Annotated in this window: 19 protein-coding genes; 8 read left to right on the forward strand and 11 right to left on the reverse strand. The window is 54.9% G+C overall.

Annotation, left to right across the window (positions count from 1 at the left end):
• Positions 1-109 precede the first annotated feature (109 nt).
• The 7 genes from purH to QQM41_RS04880 form a co-directional block, all read right to left on the reverse strand.
• Positions 110-1,687 carry a bifunctional phosphoribosylaminoimidazolecarboxamide formyltransferase/IMP cyclohydrolase gene (purH, locus tag QQM41_RS04850; RefSeq protein ID WP_003629724.1) on the reverse strand — a complete coding sequence of 526 codons (1,578 nt, stop codon included), beginning with the start codon at positions 1,685-1,687 and terminating at the stop codon, positions 110-112.
• Positions 1,688-1,785: 98 nt separating this feature from the next.
• Positions 1,786-2,523, reverse strand: coding sequence for a tRNA (guanine(46)-N(7))-methyltransferase TrmB (locus QQM41_RS04855; RefSeq protein ID WP_339077888.1), 738 nt, complete (start codon positions 2,521-2,523; stop codon positions 1,786-1,788).
• 18 nt (positions 2,524-2,541) lie between these two features.
• Positions 2,542-3,729 (reverse strand): methionine adenosyltransferase, encoded by a 1,188-nt coding sequence (gene metK, locus QQM41_RS04860; RefSeq protein WP_128104841.1) that lies wholly within the window; start codon positions 3,727-3,729, stop codon positions 2,542-2,544.
• Between the two features lie 188 nt (positions 3,730-3,917).
• Positions 3,918-4,697: a 4-hydroxy-tetrahydrodipicolinate reductase gene (dapB, locus tag QQM41_RS04865; RefSeq protein ID WP_128104840.1), complete on the reverse strand. Its 780-nt coding sequence runs from the start codon at positions 4,695-4,697 to the stop codon at positions 3,918-3,920.
• 6 nt (positions 4,698-4,703) lie between these two features.
• The gene (dnaJ, locus tag QQM41_RS04870) at positions 4,704-5,846 is read right to left on the reverse strand and encodes a molecular chaperone DnaJ (protein ID WP_128104839.1); all 1,143 of its coding nucleotides are present in this window, start codon (positions 5,844-5,846) and stop codon (positions 4,704-4,706) included.
• Positions 5,847-6,001: 155 nt separating this feature from the next.
• Positions 6,002-7,906, reverse strand: a complete 1,905-nt coding sequence (dnaK, locus tag QQM41_RS04875; protein ID WP_339077889.1) for a molecular chaperone DnaK — start codon at positions 7,904-7,906, stop codon at positions 6,002-6,004.
• Between the two features lie 205 nt (positions 7,907-8,111).
• A complete protein-coding gene (locus tag QQM41_RS04880; protein ID WP_050819115.1) occupies positions 8,112-8,708 on the reverse strand; it encodes a nucleotide exchange factor GrpE in 597 nt (198 codons plus the stop codon).
• 193 nt (positions 8,709-8,901) lie between these two features.
• Between QQM41_RS04880 and QQM41_RS04885 the strand changes: the two genes are divergently transcribed.
• Together QQM41_RS04885 and QQM41_RS04890 are read left to right on the forward strand one after the other, a co-directional pair.
• Positions 8,902-9,615: a response regulator transcription factor gene (locus QQM41_RS04885; protein ID WP_003623821.1), complete on the forward strand. Its 714-nt coding sequence runs from the start codon at positions 8,902-8,904 to the stop codon at positions 9,613-9,615.
• Between the two features lie 9 nt (positions 9,616-9,624).
• Positions 9,625-11,427 (forward strand): ATP-binding protein, encoded by a 1,803-nt coding sequence (locus QQM41_RS04890; RefSeq protein ID WP_339077890.1) that lies wholly within the window; start codon positions 9,625-9,627, stop codon positions 11,425-11,427.
• Positions 11,428-11,446: 19 nt separating this feature from the next.
• Here the strand turns inward: QQM41_RS04890 and QQM41_RS04895 are convergent, their stop codons facing one another.
• The gene (locus QQM41_RS04895) at positions 11,447-11,845 is read right to left on the reverse strand and encodes a RidA family protein (RefSeq protein ID WP_050819113.1); all 399 of its coding nucleotides are present in this window, start codon (positions 11,843-11,845) and stop codon (positions 11,447-11,449) included.
• A 264-nt stretch (positions 11,846-12,109) separates the two neighbouring features.
• On the opposite strand from QQM41_RS04895, the gene rapZ reads away from it, so the two are divergent.
• On the forward strand, positions 12,110-13,090 hold the full coding sequence (gene rapZ, locus QQM41_RS04900) for an RNase adapter RapZ (protein ID WP_339077891.1): 981 nt from the start codon (positions 12,110-12,112) through the stop codon (positions 13,088-13,090).
• A gap of 25 nt (positions 13,091-13,115) precedes the next feature.
• Here the strand turns inward: rapZ and QQM41_RS04905 are convergent, their stop codons facing one another.
• Entirely contained in the window at positions 13,116-13,724 is a 609-nt protein-coding gene (locus QQM41_RS04905; protein WP_339077892.1) for a YqgE/AlgH family protein, read from the reverse strand.
• 113 nt (positions 13,725-13,837) lie between these two features.
• Here QQM41_RS04905 and QQM41_RS04910 point away from each other — a divergent pair, with 113 nt between their 5' ends.
• Together QQM41_RS04910 and QQM41_RS04915 are read left to right on the forward strand one after the other, a co-directional pair.
• The gene (locus tag QQM41_RS04910; RefSeq protein ID WP_050819111.1) at positions 13,838-14,755 is read left to right on the forward strand and encodes a polyphosphate kinase 2 family protein; all 918 of its coding nucleotides are present in this window, start codon (positions 13,838-13,840) and stop codon (positions 14,753-14,755) included.
• Between the two features lie 6 nt (positions 14,756-14,761).
• Positions 14,762-15,265 carry a DUF3465 domain-containing protein gene (locus tag QQM41_RS04915; protein WP_050819110.1) on the forward strand — a complete coding sequence of 168 codons (504 nt, stop codon included), beginning with the start codon at positions 14,762-14,764 and terminating at the stop codon, positions 15,263-15,265.
• Between the two features lie 91 nt (positions 15,266-15,356).
• On the opposite strand, the gene clpA is transcribed toward QQM41_RS04915, so the two are convergent.
• Entirely contained in the window at positions 15,357-17,702 is a 2,346-nt protein-coding gene (clpA, locus tag QQM41_RS04920; RefSeq protein WP_050819109.1) for an ATP-dependent Clp protease ATP-binding subunit ClpA, read from the reverse strand.
• Between the two features lie 166 nt (positions 17,703-17,868).
• Positions 17,869-18,246, reverse strand: a complete 378-nt coding sequence (clpS, locus tag QQM41_RS04925) for an ATP-dependent Clp protease adapter ClpS (protein ID WP_003623838.1) — start codon at positions 18,244-18,246, stop codon at positions 17,869-17,871.
• 314 nt (positions 18,247-18,560) lie between these two features.
• Between clpS and QQM41_RS04930 the strand changes: the two genes are divergently transcribed.
• The 3 genes from QQM41_RS04930 to ggt all read left to right on the forward strand — a co-directional run bounded on the left by QQM41_RS04930 (position 18,561) and on the right by ggt (position 22,462).
• Positions 18,561-19,709, forward strand: a complete 1,149-nt coding sequence (locus QQM41_RS04930; RefSeq protein ID WP_050819108.1) for a D-alanyl-D-alanine carboxypeptidase family protein — start codon at positions 18,561-18,563, stop codon at positions 19,707-19,709.
• Positions 19,710-19,834: 125 nt separating this feature from the next.
• Positions 19,835-20,635 (forward strand): type I methionyl aminopeptidase, encoded by an 801-nt coding sequence (gene map, locus QQM41_RS04935; protein WP_050819107.1) that lies wholly within the window; start codon positions 19,835-19,837, stop codon positions 20,633-20,635.
• Between the two features lie 6 nt (positions 20,636-20,641).
• Positions 20,642-22,462: a gamma-glutamyltransferase gene (gene ggt / locus QQM41_RS04940; RefSeq protein WP_339077893.1), complete on the forward strand. Its 1,821-nt coding sequence runs from the start codon at positions 20,642-20,644 to the stop codon at positions 22,460-22,462.
• Position 22,463: the final 1 nt, after the last annotated feature.

The raw sequence follows: 22,463 nt of genomic DNA on the forward strand, positions 1-22,463 counted from the left end.
TATGAAACGCCGCCCCCGCCCATATGTGCACGGGGGACAGCATTGCGTGAGATTCGTGGCCCTATTCTTTGCCACGAACTGTCATTCCCGCAAGAGCGGGAAAAGCGTGTCAGTGGCGGAAATGGCGCATACCAGTAAACACCATGGCAATACCGGCAGCATCTGCTGCGGCAATCACCTCGTTATCACGGATGGAACCACCCGGCTGAATAACCGCAGTGGCCCCAGCGGCAACAATGGTTTCCAGACCATCTGCAAACGGGAAGAACGCATCAGACGCAGCAACAGAACCCTGTGTAAGCGGCGTATCCTGCCCGGCAGCCTTTGCGGCCTCACCACTTTTGGAAGCCGCAATACGCGCAGAATCCACACGGCTCATCTGGCCAGCGCCAATACCCACTGTGGCACCATCCTTGGCGTACACAATAGCGTTAGACTTAACGTGCTTGGCTACGCGGAATGCAAAGATCAGATCCTGCATTTCCTGTTCCGTAGGGGCGCGCTTTGTCACCACCTTCAGGCCTTCACGGCTGATCTGGCCATTATCACGCGTTTGCGCCAGAAAACCACCAGCTACAGAACGCACCACAATGCCTTCTGCCGCAGGGTTAGGCAGGCCACCGGTTAGCAGCAGACGCAGGTTCTTTTTGCGAGACAGAAGCGCCTTGGCATCTTCTTCTGCATCTGGAGCCACAATCACTTCCGTAAAGATGGTGGAAATCTTTTCTGCCGTAGCGGCATCCAGCGTACGGTTTAGGGCCACAATGCCCCCAAAGGCAGAAACCGGATCGCACCGCAGGGCCTGATCCCACGCTGCTGTCAGTGAAGGTGCAACAGCCACGCCACAAGGGTTGGCATGTTTTACAATCACAACGGCCGGGCTATCAAATTCGGCAACAGCCTCAAACGCAGCATCGGTATCATTGATGTTGTTGTAGGAGAGAGACTTACCCTGCACCTGCTGTGCCGTAGCCACGCCGGGTCGCACTGTGCCATCACGATAGAAAGCGGCCTTCTGGTGCGGGTTTTCACCGTAACGCAGAATTTCCGCACGCTGGCCAGCCATAATGAAGCGTTCGGGGAAAGGCTGCTGAGCCTGCTTGGCAAACCATGCAGCAATGGCGGCATCATACGCAGCTGTACGGGCATACGCAGCACCAGCATAGGCACGGCGCATTTCCAGCGTGGTGCCGCCATCGCCCAACGCATCAATCAGCCCTTCATACTGGGCCGGGTCTGTCAGCACCACCACATGGGCATGGTTTTTGGCGGCAGCGCGAATAAGTGCAGGGCCACCGATATCAATGTTTTCAATGCAGGTGTCTGCATCTGCGCCAGAAGCAACCGTTTTTTCAAATGGATACAGATTGACAGCCACCAGATCGATCGGGCCAATGCCGTGTTCTTCCATCTGGGCCACGTGCGCAGGAAGATCACGCCGGCCCAGAATGCCACCATGGATTTTGGGCACCAGTGTTTTTACCCGGCCATCCAGAATTTCGGGAAAGCCTGTGTAATCCGAAACTTCCGTAACAGGGATGCCTGCATCGCGCAGCGCCTTGGCAGACCCCCCGGTAGAAAGAATTTCTGCCCCCTGCGCTGCAAGAGCGCGGGCAAGATCAAGCAGACCCGTTTTATCGGAAACAGAAACAAGGGCACGACGGATAGGCAGCGTCGTCTGGCTCATGGCGGACCTTTCGCATGGCAAAAACGTAATGCGGGCTGATGACCCAAGATGTCACATGCAGACCATCAGCCGAGGGGTGAAAAACGACAAAACCCGCCTTAGCGGCGGGTAAATGTCCAGTACATAGGCTGGCGGCCAGCAGCAATGGCCTTGGCCTCATACCGCGTGGGGAACCAGCCTTCTGGCCGGGTTAAAACGGGTTTTGGCGCTTCAAAGTAATCCTGAGCTGCCATAACTTCCTCCACCCATGCCTGATAGGTAGGATCATCACTGGCAACGCGCCACACGGCACCGGGCTTAAGCACACGGGCAGCCAACGCCACATTTTGCGGATGCACAAAGCGCCGCTTGGCATGGCGTGCCTTGGGCCACGGATCTGGAAACATCAGGAACAACCTGTCCAGACACGCATCGGGCAGCACATTCAGCACTTGCCGGGCATCATCATCCCACAGCCGCAGCATTTCTGGCACGGGAGCCGTTGCTTCCTCCCCCACCGGCACAAGGCGGCTTAGCAGGGAGCACAAACCGTTATGGAAAACTTCGGAGGCAATATACCCCACTTCGGGGTATGCATTGGTTTGGGCAAGCACGTGCTCACCACCGCCAAAGCCAACCTCAAACCAGATCTGTTCTGGCGTATGGCCAAAAACAGAAGCCGGATCTGCCGCGCGCTCTAGCGGAAAGCGCATACGCGGCAGGGTTTCATCCAGCAGCCGTTCCTGACGGGGGCGCAACGGATGCCCACGCTGGCGGCCGTACAGCCGCTCCGGCGGGGGTTTGACATCTGTTACCACAGGCTGACCATTTTCAGCCGAACCTTTAGCCTCCGCCATGAACAAAACGCCCTAAACTTAGCGGTTCAGCGCGCTACGCAGGGCATCAACCAGATCGGTCTGTTCCCACGTAAAGGTGTCCAGCTTGGCATCTGGCTGGCGGCCAAAGTGACCATAAGCAGATGTGACAGCATAAATCGGACGGTTCAGGCGCAGGTGCTTACGGATACCACGTGGGGTAAGATCCATCACTTCACGCAGCACGTCACCCAGACGGTTTTCATCTACATCTTTACCGGTTTCATCCAGATCCACATAGACGGACAGCGGATGAGACACGCCAATGGCGTAGGAAAGCTGAATGGTGCAACGATCTGCCAGACCAGCAGCCACAACGTTTTTAGCCAGATAGCGGCAGGCATAAGCTGCGGAACGGTCCACCTTCGTGGGGTCCTTACCGGAGAATGCACCACCACCATGCGGGGCTGCACCACCATAGGTATCCACAATAATCTTACGGCCTGTCAGCCCGCAGTCACCATCCGGGCCGCCAATTACGAACACACCCGTGGGGTTGACGTAGAATTCTTTTTCCGGCGGCACCCAACCTTCTGGCAGCACATTCTTAACCACCTGGCCCAGACGGCCACGCAGTTCTTCCTGATTGATGCCTTCATCATGCTGGGTAGAAATCACCACAGAGGTTGCACCAACCGGGCGGCCATTGACGTAGCGCAGGGTCACCTGGCTTTTGGCATCCGGCTGCAGGCCTGCCACAATCGGGTCACCCGCACGGCGCAGATCACGCATTTCATGCAGAATGCGGTGCGCATAGTAGATGGGGGCTGGCATAAGGGTATCGGTTTCGTTCGAGGCATACCCGAACATGATCCCCTGATCGCCTGCGCCTTCGTCTTTTTCACCTGCGCTATCAACGCCTACTGCAATATCAGCAGACTGCGCATGCAGGTAATTGGCAGCTTCCGCACGGCGCCAGGAGAAACCTTCCTGATCGTAACCGATATCTTTGACAGCTTCGCGCGCCAGTTCAATCAGCTTGTCCGATGTAACGGAAGATGGGCCACGTACTTCACCCGCAAGAATGATGCGGTTGGTGGTTACCAGCGTTTCACAGGCAACGCGGGCTTCCGGATCTGCCGCAAGATAAGCGTCCAGAACGGTATCGCTGATCCGGTCAGCAACTTTATCGGGATGGCCTTCGGAAACAGACTCCGAAGTAAACAGAAAATCGCCGTCTTTACGCATGATGGTGCCGTTTGCCCCACGCACTGTGAAAAAGGAAACAGAAGCCCGCCCTAAAAAAGGGGGACGAGGTCGTATGAAGGGATAGAAAGCAGCGGTCAAGAGTATTGGCCAAACAGGCCAGCAAGAAACGCCGTTTTCAGCCTTGCGCCCAACGCGGGGCGGACACTACCCGCCCCTTTAAGTTGGCCTTATAGTGGGGGCAGGCCCAGCACGTCTTCCATGCTGTAAAGGCCGGGTTTGTGCCCTTTTACCCACTTGGCGGCACGCACCGCACCAGTGGCAAAAATGCGCCGATCAAAGGCGCGGTGCCCCAGAACAATCTGCTCATCGGCTGATGTGAACAATACTTCATGTTCGCCCACAATCTGCCCACCGCGCAAAGCTGCAAAGCCAATAGCCCCTTCCTTGCGGGGGCCAGTATGGCCATCACGCCCACTTTCACGCACATCTGCCAGCTTTACACCGCGCCCCTGCGCCACGGCCTCACCAATAGCCAAGGCCGTGCCGGATGGCGCATCCACTTTCTGCCGGTGGTGCATTTCCACAATTTCAGCATCGTAGGAGTCTGCTGGCAGCACACGTGCCATCATCTGCGCCAAACGCTGCACCAATGTAACGCCGGGGGAGTAATTGGCAGCATGCACCACAGCAATTTTTTCTGCTGCTTTGTTTACGGCTGACTGCTGCTCTGCTGAAAGGCCAGTTGTACCCAGCACCCATGCCGTGCCTGCTGCGGCCAATGCCTGTGCATTCGGGATAACCGTATCAGCGTGGGTGAAATCAATCACCACATCGCTGTTGGCAGCCAATTCGGCCATATCCTTAAACAGCGGCACACCTTGGGGCAGACCACTGGCGGCTTCTGGCTTACGTGTTGTGCCACCAGAAAGGGTTGCCCCTGCGGCCTGCACTTCTTCCACCAACAAACGGCCCACGCGCCCCGTTATGCCTGCAATACCGATACGCATGAGCGCTTATTCCTTCCCTTCAAAAAAGTCCCGCACGCGACGGAAGAAGCCTGTATGTTCGGGGCTCTGCTTCACATCCTCACCGGCTTCTTTTTCAAATTCTTCCAACAGTTCACGTTGGCGCTTGCTGAGGTTTTGCGGCGTTTCCACCGTAACCTGAATGTACATATCGCCGCGGGCCGTAGAGCGCAGAACCGAGAAGCCTTTACCGCGCAGGCGGAAATGTGCGCCGGTTTGCGTGCCAGCCGGAATTTTTACCTTGGTGCGGGAGCCATCAATCACAGGCACTTCAATTTCTGTGCCCAAAGCAGCCTGCGCCATGCGCAACGGCACGCGGCAATAAATGTTGGCACCATCGCGCTGGAAAATGCCATGTTCTGCAACAGAAACGTGGATATACAGATCACCCGGCGGCACACCGTTGCCTCCGGCCTCTCCTTCACCAGAAAGACGGATGCGCGTGCCGTCTTCCACACCGGCAGGAATCTGCACTTCAACCGTGCGTTCCTTTTCCACTGTGCCTTCGCCGTGGCAAACCTTGCAGGGGTTTTTCACCACCTTGCCTGCGCCATGGCAGGTTGGGCATGGGCGTTCCACAACAAAAAAGCCCTGCTGCGCCCGCACCTTGCCTGCACCGTGGCAGCTTGGGCAGACTTCAACGCCCGATGCGCCATCGTTAGAACCTGTGCCGTGGCAGGATTCGCACGCCACGCGGGTAATGACCCGCACATCTTTTTTTACGCCGGTAAAAGCTTCTTCCAGCGTGATTTCAACATGGGTTTGGATATCGTTGCCAGTGCGTGCGCGGCCACCACGGCGGCCGCCCATCATGTCACCAAACATCTGTTCGAAAATATCGCCCAGACCACCGCCACCAAAGCCACCGCCAAAGTCAAACCCGCCGGGGCCAGGGCCACCGCCTTCAAACGCGGCATGGCCGTACTGGTCATACGCAGCGCGTTTTTGTTCGTCCTTCAGGATATCGTAGGCCTGGTTGATTTCTTTGAACTTGGCTTCTGCTGCATCATCCCCCGGGTTCCGATCGGGATGATACTTCATGGCCAGCTTGCGATAGGATTTCTTGATTTCATCAGCCGTGGCTGTTCGGGAAACCTCAAGAATTGCGTAGTAATCGAGCTGAGTGGCCATGGAAGTCCTCTTGTCGGGGGCTGCCTCTAAAGCATGAGCACAGCATTTGTCCGAAACAACAAAAAGCGCCCGCCTTACAATGAAGCGCGGACGCCAGAAATAAAGTAAAGGGTGACTATGTTTGTCACATAGTCACCCTTGTGCATAGCGTCCGATCAGGACTTCTTGCTGTCGTTCACGTCTTCAAAGTCAGCGTCAACGATTTCTTTTTCGTCCGGCTTTGCAGCTTCTCCTTCCGGAGCAGCTTCACCAGCCTGACCAGCCTTGTAAGCGGCTTCACCCACCTTCATGGCTGCCTGTGTCAGGCGTTCGGTTGCGCTTTTCAGAGCTTCTGCATCTGTGCCTTCCATAGCGGCCTTAACAGCGGCAATGGCGCTTTCTGCTTCGCTCTTTTCAGCAGCCGGAACCTTGTCACCAGCTTCGGTCAGAGACTTTTCAGTCTGATGCACCAGAGCTTCGGCATTGTTGCGCAGTTCTACCTGCTCACGCTTGGCTTTGTCGGCTTCAGCGTTAGCTTCAGCGTCCTTCACCATCTTGTCGATATCGGTATCGGACAGACCACCAGAAGCCTGGATCTTGATCTGCTGTTCCTTACCGGTTGCCTTGTCCTTAGCGGACACAGACACAATGCCGTTGGCATCGATATCGAAGGTCACTTCAATCTGCGGCACGCCACGCGGAGCTGCAGGAATACCGGTCAGGTCGAAGTTACCCAGCAGCTTGTTATCGGCTGCCATTTCGCGTTCGCCCTGATAGACCTTAATGGTCACAGCGCTCTGGTTATCTTCCGCCGTGGAGAACACCTGGCTCTTCTTGGTCGGAATGGTTGTGTTGCGGTCGATCAGACGAGTGAACACACCACCCAGCGTTTCAATACCCAGAGAAAGCGGGGTTACGTCCAGCAGCAGAACGTCTTTAACATCTCCCTTCAGAACGGCACCCTGAATAGCAGCACCAATGGCCACAACTTCATCGGGGTTCACGTTACGGGCTGGGTCTTTGCCAAAGAAGCCTTTAACCGTTTCGATAACCTTGGGCATACGGGTCATACCGCCAACCAGAATGACTTCGTCAATCTGAGAAGCAGACAGGCCAGCATCCTTCAGCGCTGCCTTACAGGGTTCCAGCGTACGCTGCACCAGATCGTCCACAAGGCTTTCCAGCTTCGCGCGGGTCAGCTTCAGAACAAGGTGTTTCGGGCCAGATGCATCGGCCGTGATGAACGGCAGGTTGATTTCTGTTTCCTTGGAGGAAGACAGTTCGATCTTGGCTTTTTCTGCTGCTTCTTTCAGACGCTGCAGAGCCAGCTTGTCAGACCGCAGATCAATACCCTGTTCGCGTTTGAACTCGTCTGCCAGGTAACCGATGATGCGGTTATCAAAGTCTTCACCACCCAGGAACGTATCACCGTTGGTGGATTTCACTTCGATCACGCCATCGGAAATTTCCAGAACGGAAACGTCAAACGTACCACCACCAAGGTCATACACAGCCACGGTGCCGCCGCTTTTCTTTTCCAGCCCGTAAGCCAGAGCAGCTGCTGTGGGTTCGTTGATGATACGCAGCACTTCAAGGCCGGCAATCTTACCTGCATCCTTGGTTGCCTGACGCTGGGCATCGTTAAAGTAAGCCGGAACGGTGATAACGGCCTGAGAAACTTTTTCACCCAGATAGGATTCAGCCGTTTCCTTCATCTTGCCCAGAACGAAGGCGGAAATCTGTGAGGGGGCATATTTTTTGCCGCGCGCCTCAACCCATGCATCACCATTGTCACCTTGAACGATGGCGTAGGGCACCATTTCCTTGTCTTTCTGGACTGTCGGATCATCAAAACGACGACCGATCAGACGCTTAACAGCGTAGAAAGTGTTGGCCGGGTTGGTAACTGCCTGACGCTTTGCAGCCTGACCCACCAACATTTCACCGCTTTCGGTGAAAGCCACCATAGACGGGGTGGTGCGTGCGCCTTCGCTGTTTTCGATAACCTTAGTTTCGTTACCTTCACGCACTGCAACGCAGGAGTTGGTCGTACCAAGGTCGATACCAATAACTTTACTCATTATATATTCCCTTTCAGCGACCCCATCTGGCCCGAAGCACCAGAAAAGGCCCTTGCTTTCATTTACCCGCCCGCTCTGCCCGTAATGAGGTAAAAGCAGGCCTGAATGATAAACCTGATGTATGGTGGCGTTTTCTCTTTTTCAAGAAGGGAAAACACCTTGGCGGGCAGGATTTTTTACCTGCCGCCATGCCGTAACCTCCTGATCAGGAAGCCTTGGCAACCACCACCATGGCTGGCTTAAGCAGGCGCCCGTGCAGCGTCCATGTTGGCGTCCATGCCTGCATGACCGTACCGGGTTCGTGCTCAGCACTGGGCTGCTCCGCCATTGCCTGATGCAGGTTGGCATCAAACGGCTTGCCTGACGGGTCATCACACTTGATGCCATGGCGTTCCAGAATGGAAATGAAGGAACGTTCCGTGCTTTCAATGCCTTCACGCATTTTGGTCAGCACAGAATCTTCACCTTCCTGCGCAGGTGGCAGGCTGGCCAGCGCACGGCGCAGGTTTTCTGCGGCCTCTACAACGTCACGCGCAAATTTCTGCACGGCGTACTGGCGGGCATCATCCAGATCACGCTTGGCGCGGGCGCGCAGGTTCTGGTTTTCAGCCTCTGAGCGCAGCCACTTTTCCTTAAAGTCAGCAGCGGCCTGCTCAAGTTCCTGAATACGCGCTTCCGGGCCGCTTGGCTGACCGTTCTGCGCAGCTTCAGCAGCGGCTTCGTGTTCCGGAGCCGTCTGCTCGGCCGGGGCCGGCTGTGCTGCCGGCGTTTCGACCTGTGTGGGATCTGTATCTTGGGTCATGCCTTTTGAAGTAAGCAACGCAAACGCCGCCGACAAGACCCGCCACCCCTGCCATGTGCATGATTTTATGCCCTATCTACACAATACAGAAAAAAGCTGGCCGATTCTGGACAGGGGCACTTGGCAGGATAGGATGGCACGTCCTAGTCTATAGGGCTTGCTCGCATGGCAGCAGGGAAGGACAACGCAGACAATGACAGAGCGCACCAAGCAGACAATTGCGCTGGTGGATGATGACCGCAATATCCTGACATCGGTGCAGATGACGCTGGAGGCAGAAGGCTTCAATGTTCGCACATATACAGACGGCGAATCGGCACTGCAGGGCTTAACGGCCTACCCGGTTGATCTGGCTGTTCTGGACATCAAGATGCCCCGCATGGATGGCATGGAACTTCTGCAACGGTTGCGCACCCGCTCCAACCTGCCTGTCATTTTCCTGTCCTCCAAGAACGAGGAAGTGGATCAGCTTATGGGCCTGCGCCTTGGGGCAGATGATTACATCACCAAGCCGTTCTCCCAACGCCTTTTGCTGGAACGCATCCGCGCCCTGCTGCGCCGGAATGAAGTAAGCCGAGCAGAAGCCAATGGGGAACCTACGGGTGGTGCATTGGTGCGTGGCAACCTTTCCCTGGATGAACTACGCCACAAATGCACATGGAAAGGGGAAGATGTGCCCCTGACCGTAACGGAGTTTCTGCTGGTAAAAACACTGGCCCAGCGGCCCGGACTGGTGAAATCTCGCGATCAGCTGATTGATGCTGCGTATGGTGACACCGTGTATGTGGATGACCGCACCATCGACAGCCATATCAAGCGTGTGCGCAAAAAGTTCCGCCAGGTGGATGACGAATTCAACCAGATCGAAACCCTATACGGTATCGGTTACCGATATCGGGAAGACTGATCGCGGTTCATGACCAGCCAGCCCGCCCCTTCTTTTTTTAAGGCGCTGGCAGGCCGCATTGGTGGCCTGCATTATCTGTCTATGCCGGGCAACAAGCCCCGCAAAGGCAGTATAGAAGCCACAGCGGCTTATCAGGCCTCTCGCACACGGCTGATTTCTCCGCTGATGCGGCGGGTCTTGCTGGTTAATATCTTGCCTATCGCTCTGCTGGGCGTAACCATTCTGTTTCTGAACCAGTTTCGGAATGGCCTGCTGGCAACAGAAGTCACGGCCCTGCGTGAACAGGCCCGGATTTATGCAGGCGCGTTGGGGCAAAGTGCCGTACGCGCAACGCACCCCCACGCCACTAACCCGCTGGATCGGGGCTATGTGCTAGAAGAATCTCTAGCCCGCCCACTGCTGCTGCGGCTTACAGAACCAAGCCCCAATGCCCATGCCCGCCTGTTTGGGCCGGATGGCCGCTTGGTGGCCGACAACCTGGCAGATTGGCCCGAAACGGCAGAACCCGCTCCAGCCACACCGCGCAACGAGCAACGTGTAAAAACCATCCCTTTTCCGCCAGCCACGCAGCCCGGCATTTATGAACGGTTTCTCACATGGCTATGGGGGAGCCATAATTCGGGCATTGTTACGCTGAACACGGATGAGGAAGATATTCCTGCCCGGCCGTCTGGCACTGCTATCGGAACACAAGGCGCCCCGCCACCACCTCCGCAGGAAGCGCCGCCCTATATCCGGCGTACTGCACGGGGGCGCCTGATTATTACGGTGGCTGAACCCGTTATGCACGATGGTAGCACCATTGGCATTATTCAGCTTACCCGCGTGGCCTCACAGGTTGATCGCTCCCTGTTTGCCATTCGGTCTTCCATTCTGTCCGTTTTTCTAATGGCACTTGTGCTGACGGTACTGCTCTCGTGGTACCTCTCACTCACCATTGCCCGGCCATTATTGCGGCTGGCAGCATCAGCACAGGTTATGCGTGATGCAACAGGGCGCACTGGCACCGTACCCGCACGACTGCTGGCCAGACGTGATGAAATTGGCGATGTGGCGCGTGCCCTGCAAGCCAGTGCGCAAGCGCTCTGGAAGCGGATGGACGCCATTGAGCGCTTTGCTGCCGATGTCAGCCACGAAATTAAAAATCCGCTATCCTCGATCCGCTCAGCCATTGAAACACTGCTGCGTATTGAAGACCTGAACCAGCAGCGCCGTCTGCTGACCATTATCAATGATGATGTGCGCAGGTTGGATAGGCTGATCACCGATATTTCTGATGCCAGCCGTCTGGATGCCGAAATGTCTCGCGCAAAGGCTGAGCCTGTTGCCATTGCGCCGTTGCTTTCTGTTTTAGCAGAAATTCAGCAGGCCACGCGGCAAGATGGACAACCCATTGTGCAAACAAATGTGCAGGGTGATACCCCAGAAAGCCCACTGGAAGTTCTGGCGGTAGAAGACCGGCTTGTGCAGGTTTTACGCAACCTGATTGGCAATGCCATTTCCTTTTCTCCGCCCAATGGCCACATCACGCTTTCAGCTATGCCAACGGGTAAGATGGTAACCATTTCTGTGGCAGATGAAGGCCCGGGCATTCCACAGGCCAAGCTGGATTCGATTTTTGACCGCTTTTATTCCGAGCGCCCGAAGAATGAAAACTTCGGCCAACACTCAGGCTTGGGGCTTTCCATCAGTCGGCAGATTATAGAAGCCCTGCATGGCACAATTTCTGTTGATAATCTGCACAACCAGAATGGACAGGTTATTGGGGCCTGTTTCACCATTCAGCTGCCACGGGTGAGTGTCACCCGCTAGGCTGGCAAAACTGGGCATATCAGAAGGCGTAATCTTCTTCCTGCGCCTCAAGCATTTCTTCCTGCACAACCAGCTCAAAAATGATTTTGGGCTGGGAAGAAGGTGCGTCCTTCAACCACATCAGTGTCATGGTTGGGGAAATGGAAGGAAAAAACTGCCTGAAAACAGGGAAACAAGACGGAAAATTTTCAGCATCGGCAACGGTGCAGAGAATATGGGTGACATCATGCAAAGCATGCCCCTGTTTGGCCAGAAGCTCTACCCCCTGCTCCAATGCTGCCCGGCACTGCTCAGCCATATCCAGCCCTTTGATATGCGGAGCCGTTATGCCTGAAAGAACAAATCCACCCGTTATATGTTTAAGATGTGGTGTATGCTGTTTCACCAAAGCCCGATCTGCCTGTTGTTTTTGCGTCATCACAATGTCAGGACGTAAGGCAAGAACGAACGAACCGCAATTTTCTCTTTCGTAACAAACGCCTTGTTTTACGTCACAAAACGCAACGATGTGTTACGAAGTGATGCCTGCCTTGAGTATAATGCCTTCTCACAACCGGCCAAACTGCAGTAAAGTGGCTTGGCAAAGCGCTTAACTGGTTTACTGGCTGATTGCGGGTTCTGGCATCTTTTTGCATCATCAACCAGCACCTGCCAGCCTCAAGATGGAGAGGAAAAGCCGTTCATGGTTACGGCAGATGATACGCCTGCACCACGCCGCATTCTGCTGGTGTCCGGCCTATCTGGGGCGGGCAAATCCTCCATCCTGCGGATTCTGGAAGATCTGGAACACGAAGTTATCGACAATCCCCCACTTGGGATGTTGGATGATATTGTGGCCCGTGCAGAACGCCCAGTTGCCATTGGGGTAGATTCCCGCACCCGTGGGTTTGATGCTTCCGCCGTGCTGGAAGCCATGGCCCGCCTGCGCATGAACCCGCACCTGCGTGTTGAGCTGATTTATGCCACAGCAGATGAAAGCGTGCTGCTACGCCGCTATACGGCAACACGCCGCCGCCACCCGCTGGCCCCGCACGGCAGTATCAAAGAAGGTATTGAAGAAGAAATAGCCCTGACAGCGCCGCTACGGGCTGCGGCTGATCTAGTGATCGATACAACAGATATGCCTCCGCCGGAGCTGCGCCAGTTTGTAGAAAGCCGTTTCAGCCCTTGGACTGGTGGCGCGCAGGAAGGCCTGACCGTAGCGCTCATGTCTTTTGCCTACCCTGCAGGCTTGCCGCGTGAAGCTGATATTGTTTTTGATGCCCGCTTTTTGCGCAACCCACATTATGTGCCCGAACTGACCCCCAAAACCGGGTTGGATGCTGATGTTGCGGAATATGTAGCGGAAGACCGCGATTACCTGCCGTTCCTGAACCAGATTCATGCCATGCTGCAACTGATGCTTCCGCGCTTTGTGCGGGAAGGCAAGAAGTATGCCACCATTGCCATTGGCTGTTCCGGCGGGCGGCATCGCTCCGTAACCATTGTAGAAGCCTTAGCCAAAAGACTTTCCGCGCCTGATGGAATGGGACATTACGAGGGCGCGGGAAAATGGCCCATCATGGTTATGCACCGTGAACTGGCCCGGCAGGGCATTACCTCTTGGCGTTGGGCCAGAAAACCTGTGGAGCCTGCCTTGTCTGATTCCTCCCGCACGCTCTGATTTCAAGCAGGAGCATATACTGCTATCAGGCGTGTCCCACCTGTCCGCTCAAGCGCAATGGGTCAATATTGATAGAGGCCAAGGCACGCCGCCACTTGGCTGCATGGTCACTTCCAAACACAATATCCCGCGTGGCAGGTGCCACCAGCCAGGCATCGTGCTGCAGAATTTCCTCTTCAAGCTGTCCGGCTGTCCAACTGGCATGGCCCATAGCCAACAGAGCTTCTTGCGGGCCTTTGCCTGCAGCAATTTCCTTCAGCACATCCACGCTGCCTGTCAGGGCAACATTGGGGCTGACACTCAGGCTATTTTCCCCTTCCCATTCAGCAGAATGCAACACGAGGCCCCGCCCGGCATCTACTGGGCCACCAGCACACAAACCAATGCGCCTGACAGGAGGCATGGGCTGGATATCAAGTTGGGCTAACAATTCATCAAAGCTGGCCACAGCCAGACGTTTGTTCACCACCAGCCCCATGGTGCCGGTATCTGGCGCATGTGCGCAGATATAAATCACACTCTGAGCAAAAGGGGTTTGCACCAACATGGGAGAAGCCACCAGCAGCATACCTGCAAGAGAGTGTGTCTCTTCTGGTTTGGAAGGTGCAGAAATAGAAGAATGTACGGATATCATACTTAGAATATGAGAAGCGCCTCTTTTTTTGACAAGATTGCCCCTGCCTTTATGACTGACATATGCCCCGCCACACTCCGTGAAGGGCAAATATTTTGTAAGGCAATTATAGCATGAATACTCTTTCGCGCTTTCTGGATGCGCTAGACAGCTATCATGTTACGGATGGCAGCAAGTTTAAACTGAGCGCGCATAATCCGAATGATGACGGCAATCTGGGCCTGACAAAAGCAGATGGAAAACTTCTGCTGCGCAAAGTCAAAAGCCTTTTGCAAATATTGCAGGAACTTCTTTACGCGAACCAAACCCACTCTTTGCTCATCATTTTGCAAGGCATGGATGCTGCGGGCAAAGATGGCACCATCAAGCATGTGATGTCTGGCGTGAACCCTCAGGGGGTGTCCGTAACATCCTTCAAACAACCCGGCCCGACTGAACTGCAACACGGTTTTTTATGGCGGATCCATACGGCTGCACCACAGGCAGGGCGGATCGTTATTTTTAACCGCAGCCAGTATGAAGATGTGCTTGTAACCCGTGTGCATCCGGAATTGCTACAGAACGCCCATCTGACGGGAGAGGTGAACACTCCTGAATTCTGGAAAGGCCGCTTTAGCGATATCCGCCACCTGGAACACTATTTCAGCCGCCAAGGTACTGTGGTGCTCAAGTTTTTCCTGAATATCTCGCCCGAAGAACAGCGGAAACGCCTGTTGGCCCGGCTGGATATTCCGGAAAAGCGCTGGAAATTCTCACCTTCCGATTTGAAGGAGCGTGAATTCTGGAAGGAATATGCCACAGCTTATCAGGATGCCATTGCTGAAACAGCACGCCCTTATGCACCGTGGATTATCGTGCCTTCCAACCATAAATGGTATGCGCGCCTTGTGGTGATTGGCACCATTATTCGTGCCCTTAGAAACCTGCATCAGGTTACACCCAAGCCCGCGCCAGAGGTTGAACACTTTCTGGATGAATACCGCGCCCATCTTCTGGCTGAAAAAGGCCAGATTCCCACACCACAAAACTGAACCTGAATGATGTCTTCACGTTTTCCCGCACTTATGCTGGCAGGCCTTACGGGTTTGGCAGCCTCTTTCCTCTCCTCCCCCGCACAAGCCCGATGGGGATGGAAGCAGGAAGCCCCTGCTGCATCCTCCATGCCCGCAACCTGCAATAATCAGGATTTCCTGAACAAACAGCAGGATTATGAAAACGGCGGCGCCAAAGGGGATACACCTGTCCATATCTGCGGCACCGTGCGCGCAGTCAGCCCCAAGGCGCGCCATACCCGCAGTGGGTGGCATGGGTATTTTTACGTAACCGTTGCCCCCAACATTTCCATCCGCATTGTGACCAATCTAGATGAAATGCACACGCCATCATGGCCGTGGGTGAATAAGGGAGACCAGGTGGAAGTGGTGGGCCGTTATTACTACGATTCCTACCGCAAGCAGGGCATTGACTGGACACACCGCGGCACTGGCAAATCCTGGCCAATTCCGGGTTCTGTTACGGTTAATGGCACCAAGTACGACTGATCTTTTTTCAGTTCCACACAGCACATACAAACAGGGCCGCCAGATATTTTCTGGCGGCCCTGCTGTTATTTACGCACGTGGCAGATATTCATCAGCCCGTTGCTTCTTCCTCATGTTCACTACCGTGAGTGTCTTCCCCATTGCTGGAAGAGCTATTGCTGCTTTCAACAATATCAAACGCCAGTTCACCGTTCTTCAGGCCGATTTTCACGGCTCCACCCTTTGCCAACTTGCCAAACAGCAGTTCTTCAGCCAGCGGCTTCTTGATGGATTCCTGAATAACGCGCCCCAGAGGCCGTGCGCCATACAGCCTGTCATACCCGCGCTCTGCCAGCCATTCCTTGGCTGCGGAAGACAGTTCGATGGTTACGTTGCGGTCTGCAAGCTGTGCTTCCAACTGCAGCACAAACTTTTCAACCACCTGCCCCACAATTTCAGGCGAAAGGTGTGCAAACGGAATAATGGCATCCAGACGGTTGCGGAATTCTGGTGTGAACAGGCGTTTAATGGCCTCTTCATCCTCACCTTCTCGCACCTGACGACCAAAGCCCACAGCTTCCTTGCTCATATCCGACGCACCAGCATTGGTGGTCATGATCAGGATAACGTTGCGGAAATCGACCGTCTTGCCGTTATGGTCCGTCAGCTTCCCGTTATCCATCACCTGCAACAGCACGTTGTACAGATCTGGATGTGCTTTTTCGATTTCATCCAGAAGCAGCACAGCGTGTGGGTGCTGATCAATGGCATCTGTCAGCAAACCGCCCTGATCGAACCCGACATACCCCGGAGGCGCACCCAATAGACGAGAGATGGAATGCCGCTCCATGTATTCGGACATATCGAAGCGAACCAGCTCAATCCCCAACGCGGTTGCCAGCTGGCGGGCCACTTCTGTTTTACCAACCCCGGTGGGGCCAGAGAACAGGTAGTTGCCAATCGGCTTTTCTGCATCGCGCAGGCCAGCACGTGCCAGCTTGATGGCAGCAGACAAGGCATCAATCGCCTGATCCTGCCCGAACACCATGCCTTTCAGATCGCGTTCCAAGGAGCGCAGCACTTCCTTGTCATCCGCAGAAATGCTTTTGGGCGGAATGCGGGCAATACGCGCGATAATGTCTTCCACATCCTTCAGGTTCACCGTCTTGCGGCGGCGGCCTTCAGGCTGAAGCATGCGGGAAGCGCCTACCTCATCAATCACGTCAATTGCCTTATCGGGCAGCTTACGATCATGAATATACTTGGCAGACAGTTCCACTGCCGCACGGATAGCTTCTTCCGTGTAACGTACCTTGTGGTGTTTTTCGTAGCTGCCTTTCAGGCCGCGCAGAATCTTCACCGCATCATCAATTGTGGGTTCTGGCACATCAATCTTCTGGAAGCGCCGCACAAGTGCGCGGTCTTTTTCAAAGTGCTGCCGGAATTCCTTATACGTTGTAGAGCCAATGCAACGCAGAGTGCCTGCTGCCAAAGCGGGTTTAAGCAGGTTGGAGGCATCCATCGCGCCGCCTGATGTTGCCCCAGCACCAATAACGGTGTGGATTTCATCAATAAACAGGATGGCGTGCGGGTCCTGATCCAGCTCTGTCACCACAGCTTTCAGGCGTTCTTCAAAATCACCGCGGTAGCGTGTGCCTGCCAGCAATGCGCCCATATCCAGCGAATAGATGGTGGATTTCAGCAGCACTTCTGGCACGTTACCTTCCACAATACGGCGGGCAAGCCCTTCCGCAATGGCGGTTTTACCTACACCCGGGTCCCCCACATACAGCGGGTTGTTCTTGGTGCGGCGGCACAGAATCTGAATAGTGCGCTCAATTTCCGTATCACGCCCGATAAGCGGATCTACCTTACCGGCAATCGCCTTATCGTTCAGATTAACGCAATAGGTAGAAAGCGCATCCTGATTGCCCTTCTGGCTTTTGCTTTCAGTCCGTTCGGGTTCTTCACCCTTTTCTGCGTTCGATTCCGTACCCGCCACCGGGCGGCGAGTGGAACGATCCGGCGCTTTGGCAATACCGTGAGACAGAAAGTTAACGGCATCCAGCCGCGTCATATCCTGCAACTGCAGGAAATACACTGCATGGCTTTCCCGTTCGGCAAACAGGGCCACAAGCACGTTTGCACCTGTTACCTCATCCCGCCCGGTAGATTGCACATGAATAGCCGCCCGCTGAATAACGCGCTGGAACGCGGCGGTAGGTTTTGGTTCTGTTGGCCGATCAGATGCCAGCCCAGCCAGATCCTTATCCAGAAAACCTGTCAGATCCGTGCGCAGGCGGTCCAGATCCACCCCGCACGCCCGGAACACCGTAACGGCGTCCGCATCATCAACCAGGGCAAGAAGCAGATGCTCAAGCGTGGCGTATTCATGATGCCGTTCACCGGCCAGAATGAGCGCCCGATGTAGAGTCTGTTCGAGATTGCGTGACAACATGACGAGACGCTCCTTTCCCCAGACATTGCAGGCACGGTAGCAACGCTACCCACCATACCCGCAGCCCTTGTTATCATATTTGGCTGCTTCTTCAGGAAATGCGAGTCTTATTCCGCGTAAAAAACGCGTACCATGCCGTTTTTTAGCAATAACCTTGCAGAAGTGATCAGTCTTTTTCGATCGTGCACTGTAACGGGTGCTGGTTTTGCCGCGCCAAGTCCATAACTTGCGCCACCTTGGTTTCGGCTACTTCATAAGTGAACACACCACACACCCCAACACCGCGCCGATGCACATTGAGCATGATGTCTGTGGCCTCTTCCCGATTCTTCTGAAAAAAGCGTTCGAGCACGTACACCACAAATTCCATTGGGGTGTAATCATCATTCAGCATCAGCACTTTGTACATGGCCGGCTTGCGGGTTTTGGGTTTGGCCCGCACCACCACGCCAATATCAGCACCATCATCCGAAGAATCCGTGCCTCCGCCACGGCGCAAAGGCCCATTACCCGTATGCAAAACAGGATCGCGATGCAGAACCATTATGGGCAAACTCCGGCAGCAGGTCAGACAAAATCATAAGGCTGTATCTTCCACCATATTGGTTACGGCAACCCCATATGGAAGAGGACATACCACGCCATACCTTTATAACGTGGCTATGCCCCGTGCACTGCCATATTTGTGCCACATAGGCAGAACACACGAAAATATACACACTACCACGCCGCTAAAACTGAAACCCTGATTCGGATTTTTCCAGATTTATGCAGTCGTGGGCTTGCGATCTTAAGCGGCAGACGGAATAGTAACCCTGCAGGAAGCAGGTGGGGGTGGCAGTGGCAAACAGGACAGTAATGCGGCACGCAACAACGGCAGAAAATAATATGCTGCCCAAGCTGAAACGTAAAAAAACACCCTCTTTGCGCAAATGGGTTGGCCTGTTGGCAGGCTTGGCTATTGGCACCACAGTTACTTATGGCAAAGCGCAGGCCCAGTATGCAGGGCAGTTAAGTTCCATTGTGGTGGATGCACGCACCGGTGCTGTTCTTTCGCAAGATGATCCAGACCTCCGCCGCTACCCGGCCAGCCTGACAAAGCTGATGACCCTGTATATGACATTCAACGCCCTGCGCGCTGGTGCCATCTCGCTAGATCAAGCTGTACCTGTTTCCATCCATGCTTCTACTATGGAACCTTCCAAACTCGGATTGGTTCCCGGTTCACATCTTACTGTTGAACAGGCTATTCTGGCTCTTGTTACCAAATCCGCCAACGATGCCGCCTGTGCATTGGGTGAATTGATTGGTGGCGGAAGCGAACCCCAGTTTGCCGCAATGATGACGCAGCAGGCCCATTACCTGGGCATGAGCAACACCACCTTCCGCAATGCTTCTGGCCTGCCTGACCCGGACCAGATGACAACAGCGCGCGATCTGGCCACCCTAGGCCGCCGTCTGATTTCTGATTTCCCCGAATATTATCACTATTTTTCAACGCCGTATTTCAGCTTCCACCGCCGCATCATTCCCAACCATAACCCCATGCTCAAAGTGTATGCAGGGGCAGATGGCATGAAAACCGGTTACACGCAGGAAGCCGGGCGTAACCTTGTTACCTCCGCCATCCGTGATAACGTGCGCCTTGTGGGCGTGGTTATGGGGGCTTCCAGCAACAACCAGCGCTCTCTGGTTATGGCCAATCAGCTAGACCGTGGGTTTGATGCAGAAGGTGTAGCCCCGGTTGCACGCCCCCTTATGCTAGCCCGTGCCCAGATTGGCACACGCACAGCCCGCAACCATCATGCGCTTATCATGGCGGCATCTGCCCACCGCCGTGTGGTAGAAGTGGCCTCCGCCCCTGCGGCACGCCGTGGCCGACACGTTATGGCCATGCCAGTTTCTGGCGGTCACCACGTACGGTTGATTGGTGCCAAGGTGCGGCCAGCAACGGCTACATCTTCCAGAAGCGCAACCAAACACCATGCAACGCATAACCATACCTGAGTTTTTTCTGCCGATTCTGCAGGCTTAGGCGATCCGCAACGGTATAAGCGGGTTGCCTTTGCTGCCTGCTGGCTCCATCTTGCGGCTGACTCGTTTAACGCCTGCAAAATTTAGGGAGCACCATTATGGCCGGCAGAGGCGGAATTATTCTGCATACTGAAGAAGATTTTAAAATGTTGCGTGCTGCCGGCCGTCTGGCAGCTTCTACGCTGGATATGATTACCCCTTACGTCAAACCCGGTGTTACCACAGGGGAACTTGATCGTATTATTCATGACTACACGCTGGCGCATGATGCCGTGCCCGGCCCGCTGAATTATCGCGGTTACCCCAAATCCTGCTGCATTTCCGTTAACCATGTTGTGTGCCACGGCATTCCCGGTGATCGCGTTCTGCAGGAAGGGGATATCGTGAATATTGACGTTACCCCCAAGCTGAACGGTTGGTTTGGTGATAGTAGCCGTATGTACACGGTGGGCAAAGTATCCATCAAAGCTGCCAAGCTGATTACAGCAACCTATGAAAGCATGATGCGCGGGATTGAGGCCGTACGCCCTGGCGCCACGCTGGGTGATATTGGCTACGCTATCCAGAGCTATGCAGAAAAACACCGCTATTCCATTGTGGAAGACTTCTGCGGTCACGGCATTGGCCAAACCTTTCATACCGAACCCAACATTCTGCACTATGGTCGCCCCGGCGAAGGCATGAAGCTAAAGGCAGGCATGGTGTTTACCATTGAACCCATGCTGAACATTGGCAAAGCAGATGTAAAAATTCTGGAAGATGGGTGGACGGCAGTAACGCGTGACCGCTCCCTTTCCGCCCAGTTTGAGCACATGCTGGCCGTAACCGAAAAAGGTTATGAAATTTTCACGCTTTCTCCTGCTGGCTACACCTGCCCACCCTACCCTGTAAAAGGATAAGCCCCTATGCCTGCTCCCATACAGCGTTTCTCCCTCCCCTCCCGTTTGGTGGCGATGGCAGTGCTTTGTATGGGAGTGGGGGCTACCACCATCCAGCCGCTATGGGCAGCGGCCCCCGTGGCATCTGCGCCAGACCCGCTGGCATTCAGCACAACACAGCCTGATCACCTCCCACCTTTAGCACCCACGCGTGGGGCGCATGGCATGGCCGTTTCTGCCCAACGCCTTGCATCTGAAGCCGGAGCGCACATTCTGGCCCAAGGCGGCAACGCAGCAGATGCCGCCGTGGCCATGGGTTATGCATTGGCTGTTGTTTATCCTGCGGCGGGCAATCTGGGCGGTGGTGGCTTTATGCTGCTGCGCCCACCGGGCAAACAGCAAAGTGTTTTTCTGGATTTTCGGGAAAAAGCCCCCGCTGCGGCCACCCCCACCATGTTTTTGGATGAACACGGCAATGTGCTGCCCGATCAATCTGTAACCGGCTGGAAGGCTGTTGCCATTCCCGGCACTGTGGCGGGGCTGGAGGAAGTGCATAAACGCTGGGGCAAATTGCCGCGTCAGGCTGTGCTGGCCCCGGCCATTCGGCTAGCGCGTGAAGGCTTTGTGCTGGAAACCGGAGATGTGGCGTTACTGAACACCTCGACCGAGGCTTTTCGTAAAGACTCCTATGCACGGGCTATTTTCCTGCGCCCTGATGGCTCCCCCCTGCAGGTGGGAGATAAACTGGTGCAAAAAGACCTTGCTCGCTCGTTGGAACAGATTGCCCGCCACGGTGCAGATGCTTTTTACAAAGGCCCCATTGCCCACGCCATTGTAGATGCCTCTCGCAAAAATGGTGGCATCCTCACCCTTTCAGATTTTGCGCGTTACGCACCGCGCGAACTCCCTCCGCTAACGTGTCATTATCGCGGGCTGGAAGTGGAAACTGCACCGCCCCCAAGCGCAGGTGGCGTTGCCTTGTGTGAAATGCTGAACATTCTGGGTGGCTACAACATGCAAACCCTTGGTTTGCACACAGCCCCAGCTTTGCAGCGCGAAATAGAAGCCATGCGCCACGCTTATTCTGACAGGCGTGATCTGGGAGATCCGGCTTTTGTACCCAACCCCAGCCAGCATTTGCTAGACACAACTTACGCAGCCGAAATACGGGCGCACATTCCCACAGATCACGCTGTGCCTTCTACATCCCTGAAAGCCGGGGATGCTTCTGCCGAAAAACCTGAAACCACGCAGTTTTCTGTGATGGACAAAAATGGCTTTGCCATTTCCACCACATACACACTGAACGGATGGTTTGGGGCCAAGGTGATGGGGGGCAATACCGGCATTTTCATGAATGATGAGATGGATGATTTTTCCATCAAACCCGGCGCGCCCAATATGTTTGGTATTCCCGGCAGCACAGCCAATGCCATTGCTCCGGGTAAAACGCCTCTTTCTTCCATGACACCCACCATTCTCTCCCGCAATGGCAAGCCCATTATGGTGATAGGCAGCCCCGGTGGCTCGCGCATTCCCACCATTGTGCTGTCTGTTATTCTGGGGGTTGTGGATTACGGATTAGACATCCAGCAGGCCATTGATCTGCCGCGCCTGCATGAACAGTGGATGCCCGATGCAGTGGAAATAGAATCCGGTGCGGTTTCCTCATCTGTAGAACAGACACTGGAGCATGAGGGCTACCATTTTGCCCCCCATGCGCCGTGGGGTATACCGGAGGGCATTCTGACAGGCAGCCCACGCTTAACAGACCAGACCACAGGTGCTCCTCCTTATTTTGGAGGGTATGACAGGCGCCACCCCGGAGGCGCCGCTATAGGTGAGTAAG

Source organism: Acetobacter sp. AC2005 (genome assembly GCF_037901235.1).
GTDB classification, from domain to species: Bacteria; Pseudomonadota; Alphaproteobacteria; order Acetobacterales; family Acetobacteraceae; genus Acetobacter; species Acetobacter oryzoeni.